Source organism: Streptomyces sp. NPDC060002 (genome assembly GCF_042737245.1).
Taxonomy (GTDB): domain Bacteria; phylum Actinomycetota; class Actinomycetes; order Streptomycetales; family Streptomycetaceae; genus Streptomyces.
Map to the genome: position 1 here is coordinate 1 of NZ_JBHWUW010000088.1, position 21,338 is coordinate 21,338.

Annotated in this window: 18 protein-coding genes; 2 read left to right on the plus strand and 16 right to left on the minus strand. The window is 71.9% G+C overall.

Annotation, left to right across the window (positions count from 1 at the left end; genetic code table 11):
* Positions 1-66: 66 nt before the first annotated feature.
* Together ACFWBD_RS39315 and fmt are read right to left on the minus strand one after the other, a co-directional pair.
* On the minus strand, positions 67-1,494 hold the full coding sequence (locus ACFWBD_RS39315; protein ID WP_385678316.1) for an RsmB/NOP family class I SAM-dependent RNA methyltransferase: 1,428 nt from the start codon (positions 1,492-1,494) through the stop codon (positions 67-69).
* Between the two features lie 133 nt (positions 1,495-1,627).
* A complete protein-coding gene (fmt, locus tag ACFWBD_RS39320) occupies positions 1,628-2,560 on the minus strand; it encodes a methionyl-tRNA formyltransferase (protein WP_385678319.1) in 933 nt (310 codons plus the stop codon).
* Between the two features lie 222 nt (positions 2,561-2,782).
* Here fmt and ACFWBD_RS39325 point away from each other — a divergent pair, with 222 nt between their 5' ends.
* Positions 2,783-3,400, plus strand: a complete 618-nt coding sequence (locus ACFWBD_RS39325; RefSeq protein WP_385678322.1) for a hypothetical protein — start codon at positions 2,783-2,785, stop codon at positions 3,398-3,400.
* A gap of 158 nt (positions 3,401-3,558) precedes the next feature.
* Here ACFWBD_RS39325 and ACFWBD_RS39330 read toward each other — a convergent pair whose 3' ends face one another.
* From ACFWBD_RS39330 to pyrR, 14 genes are all read right to left on the minus strand, one after another.
* Positions 3,559-5,712: a primosomal protein N' gene (locus ACFWBD_RS39330; RefSeq protein ID WP_385678325.1), complete on the minus strand. Its 2,154-nt coding sequence runs from the start codon at positions 5,710-5,712 to the stop codon at positions 3,559-3,561.
* A 391-nt stretch (positions 5,713-6,103) separates the two neighbouring features.
* Complete coding sequence (gene metK, locus ACFWBD_RS39335) at positions 6,104-7,312, minus strand: methionine adenosyltransferase (RefSeq protein WP_351767171.1); 1,209 nt, start codon at positions 7,310-7,312, stop codon at positions 6,104-6,106.
* 240 nt (positions 7,313-7,552) lie between these two features.
* On the minus strand, positions 7,553-8,755 hold the full coding sequence (gene coaBC / locus ACFWBD_RS39340) for a bifunctional phosphopantothenoylcysteine decarboxylase/phosphopantothenate--cysteine ligase CoaBC (RefSeq protein ID WP_385678328.1): 1,203 nt from the start codon (positions 8,753-8,755) through the stop codon (positions 7,553-7,555).
* A 122-nt stretch (positions 8,756-8,877) separates the two neighbouring features.
* A complete protein-coding gene (gene rpoZ, locus ACFWBD_RS39345) occupies positions 8,878-9,150 on the minus strand; it encodes a DNA-directed RNA polymerase subunit omega (RefSeq protein WP_003988945.1) in 273 nt (90 codons plus the stop codon).
* Positions 9,151-9,202: 52 nt separating this feature from the next.
* A complete protein-coding gene (gmk, locus tag ACFWBD_RS39350) occupies positions 9,203-9,796 on the minus strand; it encodes a guanylate kinase (RefSeq protein WP_351767172.1) in 594 nt (197 codons plus the stop codon).
* Between the two features lie 60 nt (positions 9,797-9,856).
* Positions 9,857-10,180, minus strand: a complete 324-nt coding sequence (locus tag ACFWBD_RS39355) for an integration host factor (protein WP_003977346.1) — start codon at positions 10,178-10,180, stop codon at positions 9,857-9,859.
* 279 nt (positions 10,181-10,459) lie between these two features.
* Positions 10,460-11,302 carry an orotidine-5'-phosphate decarboxylase gene (pyrF, locus tag ACFWBD_RS39360; RefSeq protein WP_385678332.1) on the minus strand — a complete coding sequence of 281 codons (843 nt, stop codon included), beginning with the start codon at positions 11,300-11,302 and terminating at the stop codon, positions 10,460-10,462.
* A complete protein-coding gene (locus ACFWBD_RS39365; protein WP_385678335.1) occupies positions 11,299-12,405 on the minus strand; it encodes a quinone-dependent dihydroorotate dehydrogenase in 1,107 nt (368 codons plus the stop codon). The genes pyrF and ACFWBD_RS39365 overlap by 4 nt, the downstream gene beginning before the upstream one ends.
* Positions 12,406-12,483: 78 nt before the next feature.
* On the minus strand, positions 12,484-15,795 hold the full coding sequence (gene carB / locus ACFWBD_RS39370; protein ID WP_385678338.1) for a carbamoyl-phosphate synthase large subunit: 3,312 nt from the start codon (positions 15,793-15,795) through the stop codon (positions 12,484-12,486).
* Positions 15,788-16,930, minus strand: coding sequence for a glutamine-hydrolyzing carbamoyl-phosphate synthase small subunit (gene carA, locus ACFWBD_RS39375; RefSeq protein ID WP_385678341.1), 1,143 nt, complete (start codon positions 16,928-16,930; stop codon positions 15,788-15,790). Before carA ends, carB begins: the two co-directional genes overlap by 8 nt.
* On the minus strand, positions 16,927-17,508 hold the full coding sequence (locus ACFWBD_RS39380) for a hypothetical protein (protein ID WP_385678344.1): 582 nt from the start codon (positions 17,506-17,508) through the stop codon (positions 16,927-16,929). The genes carA and ACFWBD_RS39380 overlap by 4 nt, the downstream gene beginning before the upstream one ends.
* Complete coding sequence (locus tag ACFWBD_RS39385) at positions 17,505-18,791, minus strand: dihydroorotase (protein WP_385678346.1); 1,287 nt, start codon at positions 18,789-18,791, stop codon at positions 17,505-17,507. Before ACFWBD_RS39385 ends, ACFWBD_RS39380 begins: the two co-directional genes overlap by 4 nt.
* A gap of 5 nt (positions 18,792-18,796) precedes the next feature.
* Complete coding sequence (locus ACFWBD_RS39390; RefSeq protein WP_385678349.1) at positions 18,797-19,777, minus strand: aspartate carbamoyltransferase catalytic subunit; 981 nt, start codon at positions 19,775-19,777, stop codon at positions 18,797-18,799.
* A 97-nt stretch (positions 19,778-19,874) separates the two neighbouring features.
* Positions 19,875-20,459 (minus strand): bifunctional pyr operon transcriptional regulator/uracil phosphoribosyltransferase PyrR, encoded by a 585-nt coding sequence (pyrR, locus tag ACFWBD_RS39395; RefSeq protein WP_385678352.1) that lies wholly within the window; start codon positions 20,457-20,459, stop codon positions 19,875-19,877.
* A 240-nt stretch (positions 20,460-20,699) separates the two neighbouring features.
* Here pyrR and bldD point away from each other — a divergent pair, with 240 nt between their 5' ends.
* Complete coding sequence (gene bldD, locus ACFWBD_RS39400) at positions 20,700-21,200, plus strand: transcriptional regulator BldD (RefSeq protein WP_020128858.1); 501 nt, start codon at positions 20,700-20,702, stop codon at positions 21,198-21,200.
* Positions 21,201-21,338 lie beyond the last annotated feature (138 nt).

Consider the following 21,338-nt stretch of genomic DNA (forward strand, 5'->3'; position numbering starts at 1 on the left):
GCCGCACGCCCGTGGGCGTGCGGCCGGCCTTCTTCACGGGCCCGCGCGGTCTCAGCCGGTCCGGTCTCAGCCGGTCTTCTTGATCAACGCCAGGTACATGGCGTCGGTCCCGTGCAGATGCGGCCACAGCTGGACGTCGGGCCCGTCACCCAGCTCGGGTACGCCCGGCAGCAGCGGCCGCGCGTCCATCAGCTCGGCCTGCGGGTACTGCTTGAGGACGTCGGAGACGACCGCCCGGGTCTCGGCGAGGTGCGGCGAACAGGTGGCGTACCCGACGACGCCCCCGACCCGCACCGAATCCAGGGCGGTCCGCAGCAGCCCGCGCTGGAGCGGCCCGAACCCGTCGAGGTCCTCCGGCCGGCGCCGCCAGCGCGCCTCGGGCCGCCGCCGCAGGGCCCCCAGGCCCGTGCACGGCACGTCCATCAGCACCCGGTCGAAGGAGCCGGGCCGCCATGGCGGCCGGGTCCCGTCGGCGGCGATGACCTGGTAGGGGCCGGGGTTGCCGGCCAGCGCCTTGGCGACGAGCCCCGCGCGGTGCGGCTGCTTCTCGGAGGCGAGCAGCGCGGCCCCCCGCTCGGCGGCGAGGGCGGCGAGCAGCGCGGCCTTGCCACCGGGCCCGGCGCACCCGTCCAGCCACAACGCGTCGGACCCGTCGAGCGGCGCGTTGGCCAGCGCCAGCGCCACGAGCTGGCTGCCCTCGTCCTGCACACCCGCCCGCCCGTCCCGTACGGCGTCGATGGCCCCGGGCTCACCGCCCTCGGTGAGCCGCACGGCGTACGGCGACCAGTGTCCGGCGACCGAGGCCTCCTCCCGGAGCAGCTCCTCGGTGGTGGCCCGCCCGGGCCGGGCGACGAGCGTCACCTCGGGCCGCTCGTTGTCCGCCGCCAGCAGCTCCTCGATGCCGGCCCGTCCGCCGCCGAGGGAGTCCCAGAGCGCGGAGACGACCCAGCGCGGGTGCGAGTGCACGACGGCGAGATGGTCCTCGGGGTCGTCGTCGTAGGGCGGAGCGACCTTCTCGATCCACTCGTCGAGATCGTGCGCCGCGACCTTGCGCAGCACGGCGTTGACGAACTTGGCGCGTCCGTCGCCGAGCACGACCCGGGCGAGCTCGACGGAGGCGGACACGGCCGCGTGGGTCGGGATACGGGTCCCGAGCAGCTGGTGCACGCCGAGGCTCAGCACGTCGAGGACCGGCGGATCGACCTCGCGCAACGGCCGGTCGACACACGCGGAGATGACGGCGTCGTACGTCCCCTGCCGGCGCAGCGTCCCGTAGACCAGCTCGGTGGCGAGGGCCGCGTCCCGCCCGTCGAACTTGTCGGGGCCCTCCTTCTCGCGTGCCTTGCGCAGCAGCGGCGGCAGCACGAGGTTGGCGTACGCGTCCCGCTCGTCGACGGCCCGCAGCGCCTCGAAGGCGAGCATGCGGACGGGGTCCTTCTGAGGCCGGCGGTAGGGCTTGCCCGGCTTGCGGGAACGGTGGGGCTGGTCGCTCACGAAAAGGTGCTCCGGATTACATGAGGAAAGGTGCGTCCAGCGTACGTCGGTGGGTACGCCGGGCGGACTGCTGGCTGGGGGCCCACGGGCCGGGGGCGGGGCTCGCGGACCGGGCGGGAGTTGTGCAGGAGCGTTACGCCCCGACGGCCTCCCCGTGCTCGATCCGGGCGCCCCGGGCCCAGTCGGCGGCCCGCATCGGCTTCTTGCCCTGCGCCTGCACCCACAGCAGCTCGACCGCGTACGAGCCGGTGCCGACGTGCACGCTGTTCTTGCCGACGAGGAGCGCGCCCGGGGCGAGTTCGGTCCGCTCGGGGACCGGCTGGACCTGGATGAGCTTGAGCCGCTCCCCGCGGAAGGTGGTCCAGGCGCCGGGGGCGGGGGTGCAGCCGCGCACGACTCGGTCGACCCGCAGGGCCGGGGTGGCCCAGTCGACCTGAGCGTCCTCGACGGTGATCTTCGGCGCGAGGGTGATCCCCTCGCCCGGCTGCGGCACGGCCTTCACCGTGCCGTCCTCGATCCCGTCCATGGTCGCGGCGAGCAGCCCGCTGCCGGCGAAGGCCAGCCGGGTGAGCAGGTCGCCGCTGGTGTCGGTGGGCCGGATCTCCTCGGTGACCGTCCCGTACACCGGCCCCGAGTCGAGGCCCTCCTCGATCAGGAAGGTGGAGGCGCCGGTGATCTCGTCCCCCGCCATGACGGCGTGCTGCACGGGAGCGGCCCCGCGCCAGGCGGGCAGCAGCGAGAAGTGCAGGTTGACCCAGCCGTGGGCCGGGATGTCCAGCGCCACCCTGGGCAGCAGCGCCCCGTAGGCCACGACGGGACAGCAGTCGGGCGCGATCTCCCGCAGCCGCTCCAGGAACTCCGGATCGCGCGGCTTGGCGGGCCTCAGCACTTCGATGCCCGCCTCCTCGGCGCGCTGGGCGACGGGAGAGGCGATCAGCCTCCGCCCCCGTCCGGCAGGCGCGTCGGGCCGCGTGACGACGGCGGCCACCTCGTGCCGCCCGGAGGCGATCAGAGCGTCCAGGGCGGGAACGGCGACCTCGGGGGTACCGGCGAAGACGAGCTTCATGAGTGGGCGGGGCCTCTCGGGCGGGACGGACGACGGGCAACGCACAAGTTTATGACGCCGACCGGGCCGGCCGCAGACGGGCGGGAGGCTCCCACGGGCCACGCCCCGGGGGGCGTACGCATATGCCCATACGCCCCCACACCGTGACCAGCGGCGCGAACCCGCGTTGGTCAAGAAAGAGTTGACCACACCTTCTTCAACGCCGGTTCGAGAGGCTTGTTCATGGCCGACCATGCAACCCACGACGCCCAGGCCCGGGCCAGCCTGCACTTGCTGGTGCGGGACATCGAGCGCGTCCGCCGGCAGGTGGACGCACTGCGCACCCTCACCGCCCAGCTGGGCAACGTCTACCGCCCCCGCCGCTCCGGCCCGTCCACGGGCTTCGTCGTCTACGGACGCGCCCCCGCCCCCACGGTCCGTCTCGCCCAGGAACTGCGGGACAGCGTCGAGACCCTGGTCACCGCGGCGGTCGACTTCGACCGTTCGCTCGGATTCTCGTGGGACGCGGTGGGCTCCGCCCTCGGGGTCACCAAGCAGGCCGTACACCGCCGCTACGGCGCCCGCCGCGCCGCGGCCCAGGCCGCCGCCACCGAGGCCGAGCAGCCCGCCGAGCCCACCGCCACCCGCACGGTCACCGTGAACACGGGTATCCCGACGGTTGCCACGGTCCCCGCCGCCCGCTCGATGCCGACCCAGCCGACGGCCGGCAGCCCTGCCCTGCGCGACACGGGAGCCCCGGCCCTGCGCGAGGCCCCCACCCCGGCCCTGCGTGACGCGGCCGCCCCGGCCCTGTGCGAGGAGGCGAGGCCGACCGCCTTCCCCGGCCCGCGCAACGGCTGAAGCACCGCATCCCGCACACCCGGCACCTCCCCACCCCGTCCTCCCCACCCTGCCCTCTCGGCCCGAGCCCGAGAGGGCAGTCGCACACTCGGCCCTCCCCCTCACCCCGGCCCTCCCTCACCCGTCCGGCGCTGCACTCCCCGTCACCCCGTCGTTCCTCAGCCGATGTCCGGGGGATCGATCCGCACCCGCACAGGCTCCTCGCCACCCCGGGCCATCCGAGCCGCCTGCGCCGTCTTCAGGGCGGCGGCCAGCGCGGCGCCCCTCCCCGGCGGCACCCGGAGCAGCGCCCGCTCCCACTCCTCCCCGGGTGGCGGCGCCCCCGGCCGCCGAGGCCGCCCCGGCGGGCCGGAGGGCACCGGGACCGGCCCCAGCAGCTCCGCCTCCGACGGCAGTTCGACGGCCGCCAGGAACGCGGCGACGGCCTCCCCCGTCCCCGACACGGCCGCCATCCGCGACACCGGCGGAAAACCCAGCTCGGCCCGCTCGGCGAGCTCCCGCACCGCGTGCCCCACCGGATCCCATCGCACCAGCGCCTGCACGGGCCGAAGGGTCGGCTCGGCGACGACGACCACGGTTCCCCCCTCCCCCGACGGCCGTACGAGCGCGGCGGCCGCGATCCAACGGCGCAGCGCGTCCTCCCCGGCCCTCAGGTCGGGCCGCCCGAGCATGGCCCAGCCGTCCAGCAGCAGCGCGGCCGCGTACCCGCCCTCGGCGACCGGCTCGGCCCCGGGCGTGGACACGACGAGCGCGGGCGCCCCCGGCACGGTGTCCAGCACCTGCTCACGCCCCGACGTCCGCACCGGCACGGCGGGAAACGCCCGGCCCAGCTCCTCGGCGGTCCGCCGCGCCCCCACGACCTGCGCCCGCAACCGGAACGAGCCGCACTCCGGACAGTGCCAGGCGCTCTCCTCACGCCCGCACCACCCGCACCACAGCGCACCCCCGTCGCGGGCCTCCAGCGGCCCGGAGCAGTGCCGGCACCGGGCGGCGGCCCGGCACTGCGCACACGCCATCCGCGGCACATAGCCCCGCCGGGGCACCTGGACGAGCACCGGGCCGTGCCGCAGCCCCTCCCGGACCGCCTGCCAGGCGAGGGTGGGCAGCCGGGCGGCCCGGGCCGCCTCGTCCCGCGCGAGGTCCTGGTCGCCCACGGTGCGCACGAGTGGAGCACTGTGCCGCACGCGCTCCCGCGCGGCCGTCAGCGGCCGCGCCCACCCGCTCTCGACCAGCTGCGCGCCCTCCACAGTGCAGCTCCAACCCCCCACCAGGAAACCGCACTTGTCCTGCGCGGCCCGCAGCAGCAGTACCTCGCGCGCATGGGGCTGCGGCGCGTGCTGTTCGCTGTGGCTGTCGTCCCCGTCGTCCCAGAGCGCGACCAGACCGAGATCCTGGACCGGCGCGAACATCGCGGCCCGCGTGCCGACGACCGCCCGCACGGAACCCCGCCGTACCGCGAGCCACTCCCGGTACCGCTTCTCGGGTCCGGCGTCCGCGGTGAGCAGCGCATGCCGCCCCTCCCCCAGCGACGCCGTCAACGCGGCGTCGACCCGCGCGGCGGCCCGTCCGTCGGGTACGACGACCAGTGCCCCGCGCCCCGAGGCGAGCGTCGCGGCGACGGCCCGCGCCAGTTCCTCGCTCCACTCGGGTCCGGGCAGCGCGTTCCACACCGCCCGGGGCGCGGCCCCGGACGCCAGCGACCCGAGGAACGCGCCCCCTCGCTCGTACCGCGCCCAGGACCCGGCCTCCGGCGCCGACGGCGGCGGCAGCGGCGCCGGAGAGGGGCGCTGCTCGGCGCGCGCGTTGCGCGGCGGCACGGCCAGCTGAAGGACGTCGGCCAGGCTCCCCGCGTACCGGTCGGCGACCGCCCGCGCCAGCGCCAGCAGCTCCTGGCTCAGCACCGGCTCGGGCGACACCACCTGGGCGAGCGCCGCGAGCGGCCCCGGGTAGTCCGACGCGGCGAGCCGCTCCACGAGGAATCCGTCGATGAGCCCCCCGCCCTCGCGCCGCCCGTCGCGCACCCGCCCGCGCCCGGCGCCGAACCGCACCCGCACCCGCACCCCCGGCTGGGCGTCGGCGTCCAGCTCGGCCGGCACCGCATAGTCGAAGTACCGGTCCAGATGCAGCACACCCTTGTCGACGAGCACCCGCGCGACCGGCAACTCCTCGGCCAGCGCGGCCCCCCGCCAGGTCCGGGGCTTGGCCCGCGGCGCCTTGGCCTGCCGCACGCTCTCCCGGATCAACGCGAGCTGCTCGGGCGGCGCGCCCTCCCCGGCCGCACCACCGTCCCCCTGCCCGTTCTCGCTGCTCACGCTTGCATTTTTACCAAACGCCACTGACAACGGCCCTTCCGCCGACGCTCTGTTCCCCTGCCGGTGCCACAGGCACTTGGAGGGGCCCGACGGACGCCCCGGACGGCGCCGCGCGATTGTTCCCCCGCTCACCGACAGCTCGCCGCGGGCCTTCCAGCGGTGGGCGGAGGACTACTACGAGGTCCCGGTCGATCCGGAGGCCGTACGGCACGTCTTCGCATCCCGTCCGCCGACCGACGCGGTGGTCGCCGCCCTGAACCCCGAGCTCGCCGTGAGCGACCTGGCGGAGGATCGAGCGGGCCGGCCGCCCGCGGCGCTGACCCGCGCGAAAACGCCGAGGCCCGGCCTCCCCGAGGAGGCCGGGCCCACGCGTCGGTCCGGCAGGGCGGACCTACAGTCCCGCGGCCTTGCGCAGCGCGTCCACGCGGTCCGTGCGCTCCCACGTGAAGTCGGGCAGCTCGCGGCCGAAGTGGCCGTACGCGGCGGTCTGGGCGTAGATCGGGCGCAGCAGGTCGAGGTCGCGGATGATCGCGGCCGGGCGGAGGTCGAAGACCTCGTCGATGGCCTTCTCGATCTTCTCGGCGTCGACCTTGGCGGTGCCGAAGGTCTCCACGAAGAGACCGACCGGCTCGGCCTTGCCGATCGCGTAGGCGACCTGGACCTCGCAGCGGGCCGCCAAACCCGCCGCCACGACGTTCTTCGCCACCCAGCGCATGGCGTAAGCGGCCGAGCGGTCGACCTTGGACGGGTCCTTGCCGGAGAAGGCGCCGCCGCCGTGGCGGGCCATGCCGCCGTAGGTGTCGATGATGATCTTGCGGCCGGTGAGGCCGGCGTCGCCCATCGGGCCGCCGATCTCGAAGCGGCCGGTCGGGTTGACCAGCAGGCGGTAGTTCTCGGTGTCGATCTTGATGCCCTCGTCCAGGAGCGCCTTCAGCTCCACCTCCACGACGAACTCCCGGATGTCGGGAGCCAGCAGGGAGTCCAGGTCGATGTCGCTCGCGTGCTGCGAGGAGACGACGACCGTGTCGAGGCGGACGGCCTTGTCGCCGTCGTACTCGATGGTGACCTGGGTCTTGCCGTCGGGGCGCAGGTAGGGGATGGTCCCGTTCTTGCGGACATCCGACAGGCGCTTCGACAGACGGTGCGCCAGGAAGATCGGCAGCGGCATCAGGGTCGGCGTCTCGTCCGACGCGTAGCCGAACATCAGACCCTGGTCGCCTGCGCCCTGGCGGTCCAGCTCGTCCTCGTCGCCCTCGACGCGGTTCTCGTACGCCGTGTCGACACCCTGGGCGATGTCCGGGGACTGCGCGCCGATGGACACCGAGACACCGCAGGAGGCGCCGTCGAAGCCCTTCTTCGAGGAGTCGTAGCCGATCTCGAGGATCTTGTCGCGCACGAGCTGGGGGATCGGCGCGTAGGCCTTGGTGGTGACCTCTCCGGCCACATGCACCAGACCGGTCGTGATCAGGGTCTCGACCGCGACCCGGGAGGCCGGGTCCTCGCGCAGCAGGGCATCGAGAATGGTGTCGCTGATCTGGTCAGCGATCTTGTCGGGGTGACCCTCGGTCACAGACTCCGAGGTGAACAGGCGACGGGACACAACGCTCCCTGGGGTTGCAGCGGCTGCTGGCTGATCATTGGCGGACGCGACAGGAGCTGCGCCCGGCGTCGTCCGAGAACAGTTTATCGGTCGTGCCCCACCACCGGCCCACCCGTCTCGCCTCTCGGGAGCGCTGTGACCTGCGGCACGGGCATTCTGCCGAATGCCGAGCACCGTTGGCCAGGGGCGCCACGCCCGAATCGACCGAGGGGGAGGACGACGGGGAAGCGCATCAAACCGTCAGGTCAGCCGCCGCGTCACCAGGTCCCACACGGTTTCGGCCAGGGCCTCCTTGGGCCCGTACGGCACGGGTGTTTCGGTGCCGTCGGCGCCCAGCACGACGGCTTCGTTCTCCTCGGAGCCGAAGGTCTTGCGCTCCCCCACCTCGTTCACCACCAGCAGATCGCAGCCCTTGCGCCGCAGCTTGGACCGGCCGTTGGACAGGACGTCGTCGGTCTCCGCCGCGAAGCCGACAACCACCTGGTTGGAGCGCGCCCGGTCGGCGGAGACCTCCGCGAGGATGTCCGGATTCCGTACGAGAACGATGGGGTCCGGTTCCCGGCCGTCCTGCTTCTTGATCTTTCCGGCCGCGTACGTCTCCGGCCGGAAATCGGCCACGGCGGCCGCCATGACGACCGCGTCGGCGTCCGCGGCCGCCTTCAGGACCGCCTCGCGCAGCTGCACGGCCGTGCCGACCTGGACGATGTCGACCCCGGCCGGGTCGGGCAGGCCGGTGTTCGCCGCGATCAGCGTCACACGGGCGCCCCGGGCGGCGGCGGTGCGGGCGAGGGCGTAGCCCTGCTTGCCGGAGGAGCGGTTGCCGAGGAAGCGGACCGGGTCGAGGGGCTCGCGGGTGCCGCCGGCGCTGACCACGACATGCCGGCCTACGAGATCGGGTTCGCGCACTCCCCTGGCCAGGACCCGGCGGCACGCCTCGAAGATCTCGGCCGGGTCGGGCAGCCGGCCCTTGCCGGTGTCGACGCCGGTGAGGCGGCCGACGGCCGGTTCGATGACGACGGCGCCCCGGCGGCGCAGTGTCGCCACGTTCTCCTGGGTGGCCGGGTGCTCCCACATCTCGGTGTGCATCGCTGGAGCGAAGACGACCGGACAGCGGGCCGTCAGGAGGGTGTTGGTGAGGAGGTCGTCGGCGAGGCCGTGGGCGGCCTTGGCGAGCATGTCCGCCGTGGCCGGGGCGACGACCACCAGGTCGGCGTGCTGGCCGATGCGGACGTGCGGGACCTCGTGGACGTCGTCCCAGACCTCCGTGGAGACGGGGTGGCCGGAGAGGGCGGACCAGGTCGCGGCGCCGACGAAGTGCAGCGCGGAGGCGGTGGGGACCACCCGGACGTCATGGCCCGACTCGGTCAGTCTGCGCAGCAGCTCACAGGCCTTGTAGGCGGCGATGCCACCACTGACCCCCAGAACGACCTTCGGCTTGTCCACCGTTTCTCCCCGGACCTCGGAAAACGCACGCCGCGGCTCCCTGCGTACGAGTCCATCAGACACCACAGGCCCGGCAGCTGTGCTGCCGGGCCTGTGGAAAAACCAACTGCGAACCGAAAATACTACTGAGCGGGGCCCTCTACGGCCTCGGACGTCAGCAGGCCGGCGTTGATCTCGCGGAGGGCGATCGAGAGCGGCTTCTCGTGGACGTGGGTGTCCACGAGCGGACCGACGTACTCGAGGAGGCCCTCGCCGAGCTGCGAGTAGTACGCGTTGATCTGGCGGGCTCGCTTGGCCGCGTAGATCACGAGGCTGTACTTCGAGTCGGTGGCCTCGAGGAGCTCGTCGATCGGCGGGTTGATGATGCCCTCGGGCGCGGAGATGGAAGAGGACACGCTCTACCTTCCGATGGATGGGAAAAGACAGGTCGTGATCACAGGTTCGCAATCACACAACATCGACCAAGGCTAGCAGCTCACGCGCGACGTCCTCGACGGAGGTGTTGACCAGGGTCACGTCGAACTCCGGCTCGGCCGCGAGTTCGATCTTCGCCGCCGCCAGGCGGCGCTCGATCACCTCGGGCGGTTCGGTGCCCCGCCCGGTGAGCCTGCGCACCAGTTCCTCCCAGGAGGGAGGGGCCAGGAACACCAGCTGGGCCTCGGGCATGGACTCGCGGACCTGCCGGGCGCCCTGGAGATCGATCTCCAGGAGGACCGGCTCGCCCGACTCCAGGCGCTCCAGCACCGCCGTGCGCGGAGTGCCGTAGCGGTTGCCCGCGAACTCGGCCCACTCGAGCAGCTCGCCGTTGGCGATCAGCTTGTCCATCTCCTCGTCGGTGACGAAGAAGTAGTGGACTCCGTGCTTCTCGCCGGGCCGCGGCCTACGGGTCGTCGCCGACACCGAGAGCCAGGCCTCGGGGTGTTCCTTGCGCATATGAGCGACGACCGTGCTCTTGCCGACCCCTGAGGGGCCGGAGAGCACGGTCAGCCGCGGACGTGCGTCCGGGGTTTCGGGGGTCGTCCCCCGGAGTTTTACTGCCATGCAGCGATTATTCCAGCAATCCTGGAGTGCCCGGGACTCCCTTCCCGCGGCACCCGGGAATCAGGAGCCGGTGCTGCCGAACTCACGCTCCAGGGACGCGATCTGGTTGGAACCGAGGCCGCGCACGCGGCGGCTCTCGGAGATGCCGAGTCGCTCCATGATCTGCTTGGCGCGGACCTTGCCCACGCCCGGGAGCGACTCCAGGAGGGCGGAGACCTTCATCTTGCCGATGACGTCGTTTTCCTGACCCTGCTTGATGACCTCGTGAAGCGAGGCGCCGGAGTGCTTCAGTCGATTCTTGACCTCGGCCCGCTCCCGGCGAGCCGCGGCGGCCTTTTCGAGCGCGGCTGCGCGCTGTTCGGGGGTAAGGGGCGGAAGAGCCACGCCTACGTCACCTCGGATGTCGAACTGTCGGATACGGACCGGTGAGGAACGTGATCGCCCCTCACCTGGTGAGCTACGAGCAAAACACGCTGCCCGTTCACTCTCCGTCGGAGACTAGCGGCCAACTCCGCCAGAGTCAGCGAGAACAGAGGAAAAGTCCTGGTCAGCCTCCGCAGGGCCGGACATTTAGGACATAGTGCCCAGGATTTGAGGATGTATCCAGACTCAAGTCGCCCCCGAGCCGCCCGACCGAGCCCCCGGTCGGGCGGCTGACGCCCCTCAGGCGGCGTCCACGGCCGCCCTGACCTCTCGCGCGAATCGATCCACGGCGTCACGCAGAGCGACGACGCCGGGACCGTGACGCAACACACCCCGACTCACGTTCGGTACGACGTTGCGCACCGCGGACCCGAAGACCCTCGGGAGGTCGGCCGGGGTCGCCCCCTGGGCGCCGACGCCGGGCGCGAGGAGCGGACCGTTGATGTCGAGGTCGTACGTCGAGAGGTCGCCCAGCGTGGCGCCGACGACCGCCCCGAAGGAGCCCAGCGGCTCCTCCCCGGCGTTCTCCGCCGCCAGGTGCGCCAGCATCGTCGCGCCCACGTCACGCCCGTCGGCCCGCACCGCGTGCTGGACCTCGCCGCCCTCCGGGTTGGAGGTCAGCGCCAGCACGAACAGCCCGGCGCCGCTCTCGCGCGCCGCCGCCACCGCCGGGGACAGAGAGCCGTAACCGAGGTACGGCGACACGGTGAGGGCGTCGGAGAACAGCGGAGCGTCCTTGTGCAGGAAGGACTCGGCGTACGCGGCCATGGTCGAGCCGATGTCACCGCGCTTGGCGTCCATCACGACCAGGGCGCCGGCCGCCCGCGCCTCCTGCACGGTCTTCTCCAGGACGGCGATCCCGCGCGAGCCGAACCGCTCGAAGAAGGCGCTCTGCGGCTTCAGCAGGGCGACCCGGTCGGCCGTCGCCTCGACGACCGTGCGGCTGAACCGCTCCAGGCCGGCGACGTCGTCGTTCAGGCCCCACTCGGCGAGCAGGGAGGCGTGCGGGTCGATGCCGACGCAGAGCGCGCCACGCTCGTCCATGGCCCGGCGCAGCCGCGCGCCGAAGGGCTCCAGGGTCATGCCGTCTTCCTCACGTCGGCGCCGACCGCGTCGGCGAGAGTGGCATAGGGGCTCGTCCGCAGGCGGGCGGCCAGGCCCTTGTGGATCGCGCGGCCCCAGAAGGGCCCCTCGTAGATGAAGGCGCTGTACCCCTGGACCAGCGTGGCGCCGGCCAGGATGCGCTGCCAGGCGTCCTCGGCGTCCTCCACGCCGCCGACGCCCACGAGGGTGACGCGGTCGCCCACACGCGCGTAGAGGCGGCGCAGCACCTCCAGGGAGCGGGCCTTGAGGGGAGCGCCGGACAGTCCGCCGGTCTCCTTCACCAGCGAGGGTTCGGATGTCAGACCGAGTCCCTCGCGCGCGATGGTGGTGTTGGTGGCGATGATTCCGTCCAGACCGAGCTCCACGGCCAGGTCGGCGACCGCGTCGACGTCCTCGTCGGCCAGGTCCGGGGCGATCTTGACCAGCAGCGGGACCCGCCGCGAGGTCACCACGCGGTCGGCGGCCTCGCGCACGGCGGTCAGCAGCGGCCGCAGCGCCTCGGTGGCCTGGAGGTTGCGCAGCCCCGGCGTGTTCGGCGAGGACACGTTGACGACCAGGTAGTCGGCGAACGGCGCGAGCCGCTCCGTCGACTTCACGTAGTCGCCGACGGCCTCCTCCTCCGGTACGACCTTGGTCTTGCCGATGTTGACGCCCACGACGGGCTTGAAGACGGGCGTGCGGGAGGCCAGGCGCGCGGCGACGGCCAGCGAGCCCTCGTTGTTGAAGCCCATCCGGTTGATGAGCCCGCGGTCCTTCACGAGCCGGAACAGCCGCTGGGCGGGGTTGCCGGGCTGCGGCTCGCCGGTGACCGTGCCGATCTCGACGTGGTCGAAGCCCAGCATCGACATCCCGTCGATCGCGACGGCGTTCTTGTCGAAGCCGGCGGCGAGTCCGAAGGGGCCGTGCATGCGCAGCCCGAAGGCCTCGGTGCGCAGTTCCTGGTAGCGGGGGGCCAGGGCGGCCGCGACGAACGTCCGCAGCACCGGGATCCGGACGGCGAGCCGGATCCAGCGGAAGGCCAGGTGGTGGGCGCGCTCGGGGTCCATCCGCTGGAAGAACAGCCGGAAGAATTGCTTGTACATGGTCATGTCCTCCAAGGAGCCTCGCGAAGAGGTGTCATGAAGAGGGGGACACCGTTTCCGGTGTCCCCCTGAGGGCTGCTACTCGCGGGCCGCGGTCAGGTGTTCCGCGTGTTCTTGGAGTGAGCGGACGCCCACGTCCCCGTGGTTGAGGGCGTCGATGCCCTGGACGGCCGCGGCGAGCGCCTGGACCGTCGTCAGGCACGGTACGGAGCGCGCCACGGCCGCCGTACGGATCTCGTAGCCGTCGAGGCGGCCGCCGGTGCCGTACGGGGTGTTGACGATGAGGTCGACCTCGCCGTCGTGGATGAGCTGGACGATGGTCTTCTCACCGTTCGGGCCGGTGCCCTCGGACTGCTTGCGCACGACCTTCGCGTTGAGGCCGTTGCGCCTGAGTACCTCGGCCGTGCCGGAGGTGGCGAGCAGCTCGAAGCCGTGGGCGACCAGCTCACGGGCAGGGAAGATCATCGAGCGCTTGTCGCGGTTGGCGACCGAGATGAAGGCGCGGCCCTTGGTGGGCAGCGGGCCGTACGCGCCGGCCTGCGACTTGGCGTACGCCGTGCCGAAGACGGAGTCGATGCCCATGACCTCGCCGGTGGAGCGCATCTCCGGGCCGAGCACGGTGTCGACACCGCGGCCGGAGGTGTCCCGGAAGCGGGTCCACGGCATCACGGCCTCCTTGACGGAGATCGGCGCGTCCAGCGGCAGCTCCCCGCCGTCGCCGGTCGCCGGGAGCAGCCCCTCGGCGCGCAGCTCGGCGACGGTCGCGCCCAGCGAGATCCGGGCGGCGGCCTTCGCCAGCGGCACCGCGGTCGCCTTGGAGGTGAAGGGGACCGTACGGGACGCCCGCGGGTTGGCCTCCAGGACGTAGAGGATGTCGCCCGCCATCGCGAACTGGATGTTGATCAGACCGCGCACACCGACGCCCTTGGCGATCGCCTCCGTGGAGGCCCGCAGACGCTTGATGTCGAAGCCGCCCAGGGTGATCGGGGGCAGGGCGCACGCCGAGTCGCCGGAGTGGATGCCGGCCTCCTCGATGTGCTCCATGACCCCGCCGAGGTACAGCTCCTCGCCGTCGTAGAGCGCGTCGACGTCGATCTCGATGGCGTCGTCGAGGAAGCGGTCGACGAGCACCGGCCGGGTGGGGCTGATCTCGGTCGACTCGGCGATGTAGGACGACAGCCGGGTCTCGTCGTAGACGATCTCCATGCCGCGGCCGCCGAGCACGTACGACGGCCGCACCAGGACCGGGTAGCCGATCTCGTCCGCGATGGCCTTGGCCTCGGCGAAGGTGGTGGCCGTGCCGTGCTTCGGGGCCGGCAGACCGGCCTCGGCGAGCACGCGCCCGAAGGCGCCCCGGTCCTCGGCCGCGTGGATGGCCTCGGGCGAGGTGCCGACGATCGGCACGCCGTTGTCCTTCAGCGCCTGCGCCAGGCCCAGCGGGGTCTGGCCGCCGAGCTGCACGATCACACCGGCGATCGGACCGGCCAGCGACTCCGCGTGGACGATCTCCAGCACGTCCTCGAGCGTCAGCGGCTCGAAGTACAGGCGGTCGGAGGTGTCGTAGTCCGTGGAGACGGTCTCCGGGTTGCAGTTGACCATCACGGTCTCGTACCCGGCGTCGGACAGCGCGAAGGAGGCGTGGACACAGGAGTAGTCGAACTCGATGCCCTGGCCGATGCGGTTCGGGCCCGAGCCCAGGATGATCACCGCGGGCTTCTCGCGGGGCGCGACCTCGGTCTCCTCGTCGTAGGAGGAGTAGAAGTACGGCGTCTTCGCGGCGAACTCGGCGGCGCAGGTGTCGACCGTCTTGTAGACCGGGCGGATGCCCAGCGTGTGCCGGACCTCACGGACGACGTCCTCGCGCAGCCCGCGGATCTCGGCGATCTGCTGGTCCGAGAAGCCGTGCCGCTTGGCCTCGGCGAGCAGTTCGACGTCCAGGCGGTCGGCGCGGGCCAGCTCGTCGGCGGTCTCCTTGATGAGGAAGAGCTGGTCGACGAACCAGGGGTCGATCTTCGTGAACGCGAAGACCTCCTCGGGCGTGGCGCCCGCGCGGATGGCCTGCATGACGGTGTTGATGCGGCCGTCGGTCGGGCGGACCGCCTCGCGCAGCAGCTCGTCCTTGTCGCCGCTCTCGCCGACGAAGGTGAACTGGCTGCCCTTCTTCTCCAGCGACCGCAGCGCCTTCTGCAGGGCCTCGGTGAAGTTGCGGCCGATGGCCATGGCCTCGCCGACCGACTTCATGGTCGTGGTCAGCGTGGAGTCGGCGCTCGGGAACTTCTCGAAGGCGAAGCGCGGAACCTTCACGACCACGTAGTCGAGCGACGGCTCGAAGGAGGCCGGGGTCTCCTGCGTGATGTCGTTCGGGATCTCGTCGAGGGTGTAGCCGACGGCGAGCTTGGCCGCGATCTTGGCGATCGGGAAACCGGTGGCCTTGGAGGCGAGCGCCGAGGACCGCGACACGCGCGGGTTCATCTCGATGACGATGACGCGGCCGTCCTCGGGGTTCACCGCGAACTGGATGTTGCAGCCGCCGGTGTCCACGCCGACCTCGCGGATCACGGCGATGCCGATGTCGCGCAGGGTCTGGTACTCGCGGTCGGTCAGCGTCATCGACGGGGCGACGGTGATCGAGTCGCCGGTGTGCACGCCCATGGGGTCGAAGTTCTCGATGGAGCAGACGACCACGACGTTGTCGTGCTTGTCGCGCATGAGCTCCAGCTCGTACTCCTTCCAGCCGAGGATGGACTCCTCCAGGAGCACCTCGGTGGTCGGCGACAGCGTGAGGCCCTGGCCGGCGATGCGGCGCAGCTCCTCCTCGTCGTGGGCGAAGCCGGAGCCGGCGCCGCCCATGGTGAAGGACGGCCGGACGACGACCGGGTAGCCGCCGCCGAGCGTCTCGACGCCGGCGATGACCTCGTCCATGGTGTGGCAGATGACCGAGCGGGCCGACTCGCCGTGCCCGATCTTGCGGCGGACCTCTTCGACGACGCCCTTGAACAGGTCGCGGTCCTCGCCCTTGTGGATGGCCTCGACGTTGGCGCCGATCAGCTCGACGCCGTACTTCTCCAGAACGCCGTTCTCGGCGAGCGAGATCGCCGTGTTGAGGGCCGTCTGGCCGCCCAGGGTGGGCAGCAGCGCGTCGGGGCGCTCTTTGGCGATGATCTTCTCGACGAACTCCGGGGTGATCGGCTCGACGTAGGTGGCGTCGGCGATCTCCGGGTCGGTCATGATCGTCGCCGGGTTGGAGTTGACCAGGACGACCCGCAGGCCCTCGGCGCGCAGGACGCGGCACGCCTGGGTGCCGGAGTAGTCGAATTCGGCGGCCTGGCCGATGACGATCGGGCCGGAGCCGATGACCAGGACGGACTGGATATCGGTGCGCTTAGGCACGCTGGCCCTCCATCAGGGATACGAAGCGGTCGAACAGGTAGGCGGCGTCGTGGGGGCCCGCCGCCGCTTCGGGGTGGTACTGGACGGAGAAGGCCGGCTGGTCGAGCAGCTGGAGCCCCTCCACGACGTCGTCGTTGAGGCAGATGTGGGAGACCTCGGCGCGGCCGAACCTCGTCTCGCTGACCTGGTCGAGCGGCGCGTCCACGGCGAACCCGTGGTTGTGCGCGGTGACCTCGACCTTGCCGGTCGTGCGGTCCTGGACCGGCTGGTTGATGCCGCGGTGGCCGTACTTCAGCTTGTAGGTGCCGAAGCCGAGGGCGCGGCCGAGGATCTGGTTGCCGAAGCAGATGCCGAAGAGCGGCGTCCTGCGCTCCAGCACCTCGGTCATCAGCGCGACCGGACCGTCGGCGGCGGCCGGGTCGCCCGGGCCGTTGGAGAAGAACACGCCGTCGGGGTCGACGGCGTACACCTGCGCCGCCGAGGCCGTCGCCGGGAGCACGTGCACCTCGATGCCGCGCTCGGCCATGCGGTGCGGGGTCATGCCCTTGATGCCGAGGTCGATGGCGGCGACGGTGAAGCGCTTCTCGCCGACCGCGGGGACGACGTAGGCCTCCTTGGTGGCGACCTCCTCGTAGAGGCTCGCGCCCTTCATGGGCGGCTGGGCCTGCACGCGCGCGAGGAGCTCGGTCTCGGAGCCGACCGCCTCGCCGGAGAAGATCCCGGCGCGCATCGAGCCGCTCTCGCGGAGGTGGCGGGTGAGCGCGCGGGTGTCGATGCCGGAGATGCCGACGACGTTCTGCGTGACGAGCTCGTCGTCCAGGGAGCGCGTGGCGCGCCAGTTGGAGGGCACGCGCGCGGGGTCGCGCACGACGTAGCCGGAGACCCAGATGCGGCCCGACTCGTCGTCCTCGTCGTTCCAGCCGGTGTTGCCGATCTGCGGGGCGGTCGCGACGACGATCTGGCGGTCGTACGACGGGTCGGTGAGGGTCTCCTGGTAGCCGGTCATACCGGTGGAGAACACCGCTTCGCCGAAGGTCTCCCCCACGGCCCCGTAGGCACGGCCGCGGAAGATCCGGCCGTCCTCCAGGACGAGTACGGCGGGAACCCTGGTGGTTCCCCTGGTGGAGGTCGTCATCGTGCGCCTTCCGTTTCCGTCGGGTTTTCCGTCTTGTCGATCATGGAGTTGATGGCGTCGACCCACTCGCCGTGCTCGGCCGCGTGGTCCGAGCGGAAGCCGGAGTCGAGCAGCTTGTCGCCGTGCGCCCAGGTCACCACCAGCAGGCCGCCCTCGGTGAGGACCTTGCCGGCGATGCCCTTGTCGAGCCGGGCCTCGCGCAGTGCGGCGGCCGGGACGAAGAAGTCGGTCGCGCCGGGGCGTACGACGTCCAGTCCCGCCGCCGTCAGGGTGAGCTCGACCCGGCTGCGGGTACCCAGGCCGTGCGCCACGATGCGGTCCAGCCACTGTCCGGCGGTGGTGGAGCCGTGGTAGCGCCCGCTCATGCCCAGTCTCACCGGACCGAGGTCGTCCGGCGCGGTGGGAAGCTCCGGGAGGTCGCCCTGGAGCGTGCCGCGCCACTTCCAGCCCTCGCGCATCAGCCAGTAGACGAGCGCGACGAAGAGGCCGAGACCGACCACCCAGCCGATCCGCGCGGCCCAGTCGGTCACTTCGGCCGATTCCTTCTCGGCCGCGAGCAGTAGTGCAGCAGATGTCACGTGAGCTTCCCGTCGACGAGCGTGGCCTTGCCCCGCAGCCACGTGTGGGTGACACGGCCCGGCAGCTCACGCCCCGCGTACGGGGTGTTCCGGCTGCGCGAGGCGAAGCCCGCGGGGTCCACCGACCCACGGTATTCCGTGTCGACGAGCGTGAGGTTGGCGGGCTCACCTGCCGAGACGGGGCGCCCGTGGCCCTTGGCCTGCCCGATCAGGGCGGGCTTGAACGACATCCGGCTCGCGACCCCGGCCCAGTCCAGCAGGCCCGTCTCCACCATCGTCTCCTGGACCACCGACAGCGCGGTCTCCAGGCCGACCATGCCCATGGCGGCGGCGGCCCACTCGCAGTCCTTGTCCTCGTGCGGGTGCGGGGCGTGGTCGGTGGCGACGATGTCGACGGTGCCGTCGGCGAGCGCCTCGCGCAGGGCGCGCACGTCCCGTTCGGTGCGCAGCGGCGGGTTCACCTTGTAGACCGGGTCGTAGCTGCGCACCAGCTCGTCGGTGAGCAGCAGGTGGTGCGGGGTGACCTCGGCGGTGACGTCGATGCCGCGGGACTTGGCCCAGCGGACGATCTCCACCGAGCCGGCGGTGGAGAGGTGGCAGATGTGGACCCGGGAGCCGACGTGCTCCGCGAGCAGGACATCCCGGGCGATGATCGATTCCTCGGCCACCGCCGGCCAGCCCCCGAGGCCCAGCTGGGCGGAGACGACGCCCTCGTTCATCTGGGCGCCCTCGGTCAGCCGCGGCTCCTGCGCGTGCTGGGCGACGACCCCGCCGAAGGCCTTCACGTACTCCAGGGCCCGGCGCATGATCACGGCGTCGTCGACGCACTTGCCGTCGTCGGAGAAGACGGTGACGCCGGCCGCCGACTCGTGCATGGCGCCCAGCTCGGCGAGCTTGCGGCCCTCCAGGCCGACCGTGACCGCGCCGATGGGCTGCACGTCGCAGTAGCCGTGCTCCTGCCCGAGCCGGTAGACCTGCTCGACCACGCCGGCCGTGTCGGCCACGGGAAAGGTGTTGGCCATGGCGAACACGGCCGTGTAGCCGCCGGAAGCGGCCGCGCGGGTGCCCGTGAGCACCGTCTCGGAGTCCTCGCGGCCCGGCTCGCGCAGATGGGTGTGCAGGTCGACCAGGCCCGGCAGCAGCACCTTGCCGCCGGCCTCGACGACCTCGGCCCCCTCGGCGGACAGCCCCGCGCCGACGGCCTCGATGACCGCGCCGTCGATCAGGACGTCCTGCGGCTCACCGCCGAGCACCTTCGCACCACGGATCAGGATCTTGCTCATGGTTCTTACTTCTCCTCGGTGGTGCGGGCGTGGCTGACGGCGGGTTCGTTGCCGCCCAGGAGCAGGTAGAGGACGGCCATCCGGATGGACACGCCGTTGGCGACCTGTTCGACGACGGTGCAGCGATCGGAGTCGGCGACCTCGGCGGTGATCTCCATGCCGCGGACCATCGGGCCGGGGTGCATGACGATGGCGTGCTCGGGCATCCGCGCCATGCGGTCGCCGTCGAGGCCGTAGCGCCGCGAGTACTCGCGCTCGGTCGGGAAGAACGCGGCGTTCATCCGCTCGCGCTGCACCCGGAGCATCATCACCGCGTCGGACTTCGGCAGCGTGCTGTCGAGGTCGTACGACACCTCGCACGGCCAGGTCTCGATGCCGACCGGCACCAGGGTGGGCGGGGCGACCAGGGTGACCTCGGCGCCGAGCGTGTGCAGCAGGTCGACGTTGGAGCGGGCCACCCGGCTGTGCAGTACGTCGCCGACGATCGTGATGCGCTTGCCGGCGAGGTCCTGGCCGATCCCGGCGTCCCGGCCGACCAGTCGGCGGCGCATCGTGAAGGCGTCCAGGAGGGCCTGGGTGGGGTGCTGGTGGGTGCCGTCGCCCGCGTTGATGACGACGGCGTCGATCCAGTCGGAGGTGGCCAGCCGGTACGGCGCGCCGGAGGCGCCGTGCCGGATGACGACCGCGTCGACGCCCATGGCCTCCAGCGTCTGCGCGGTGTCCTTCAGGGACTCGCCCTTGGACACCGACGACCCCTTGGCGGAGAAGTTGATGACGTCCGCGGAGAGGCGCTTCTCAGCGGCCTCGAAGGAGATACGCGTGCGCGTGGAGTCCTCGAAGAAGAGGTTGACGATCGTGCGGCCGCGCAGGGTCGGCAGTTTCTTGATGGGCCGGTCGGCGACCCGGGCCATCTCCTCGGCGGTGTCGAGGATCAGGACGGCGTCGTCGCGGGTGAGGTCGGCGGCCGAGATGAGATGACGCTGCATCTGTCAGGCTCCGTAAGGCAGTTCAGACATGGGGAGATCACGGACGTGCAGGGCACGGCTGTGAGGCGCACGGCACCGAGGGCCGCACGCGCGCGTGCTACTGCTGGGCGGCCGGCTTCACACCGAGCAGCACGGTGTCGCGACCGTCCTCCTCGGCGAGCTGGACCTTGACCGTCTCCCGCAACGACGTGGGGAGGTTCTTGCCGACGTAGTCGGCGCGGATGGGCAGTTCCCGGTGGCCGCGGTCGACGAGGACCGCGAGCTGGACCGCGCGCGGGCGCCCGAGGTCGTTCAGGGCGTCGAGGGCGGCGCGGATGGTGCGGCCGGAGAAGAGCACGTCGTCGACGAGGACGACCAGCTTGCCGTCCAGGCCGTCACCGGGGATCTCGGTGCGGGCCAGCGCACGCGGCGGGTGCATGCGCAGGTCGTCGCGGTACATGGTGATGTCGAGGGAGCCGACCGGAATTCTGCGGTCGGTGATCTGCTCGAGCTTGGCGGCGAGCCGCTGGGCGAGGAAGACGCCGCGGGTCGGGATGCCGAGCAGCACCACGTCGTCGGCGCCCTTGGCGCGTTCGACGATCTCGTGGGCGATGCGGGTCAGCACGCGCGCGATGTCGGGGCCTTCGAGAACGGGCCGCGCATCGGCTTGCCGGGAGTCCTGCTGGGTGTCCTGCGTGTCCATATGAAACGGACCTCCTTCTCCGCCTCACGGGACGGACCTTAAAGGACGTCGGATTTGCGCCAACCACGGTAGCAGGCCGGGACACCGCCCCGATCACCCCCTTGGCGTAATCAGCCACGGGTACCACGGAAGCGTCGGTGTGGACCATTCGGCTTGACTCAGAAGAATCACGCTGCGTAACCTCACAGTGAGTTACCAGCACGCGGCTCGCGCCGCGTCGACCCAGTGCCGGGGAGCTATATGTCCAGCGAATACGCCAAACAGCTCGGGGCCAAGCTCCGGGCGATCCGCACCCAGCAGGGCCTTTCCCTCCACGGTGTCGAGGAGAAGTCCCAGGGACGCTGGAAGGCGGTCGTGGTCGGTTCGTACGAGCGCGGCGACCGCGCCGTGACCGTGCAGCGCCTTGCCGAGCTGGCGGACTTCTACGGCGTTCCGGTGCAGGAACTGCTGCCGGGCACCACGCCGGGCGGCGCCGCCGAGCCGCCGCCGAAGCTCGTCCTGGACCTGGAGCGACTGGCCCACGTGCCGGTCGAGAAGGCGGGCCCCCTGCAGCGGTACGCGGCCACGATCCAGTCGCAGCGCGGTGACTACAACGGCAAGGTGCTGTCGATCCGCCAGGACGACCTGCGCACTCTCGCCGTCATCTACGACCAGTCGCCCTCGGTCCTGACCGAGCAGCTGATCAGCTGGGGCGTCCTGGACGCGGACGCGCGTCGCGCGGTCTCCCACGAGGAGGGCTGAGGCCCCTGCGGCCCGGCAGAGCTCAGCAGAAACGTGCCGCCGGGGGGGGGGGGGGCCGGGGTGTGGGGGCCCCCCCCCCCCGCGGGGAATAAAAAAAAAAACACCCACCCAAAACGGGGGATAAAGGGGGTGGAGAGG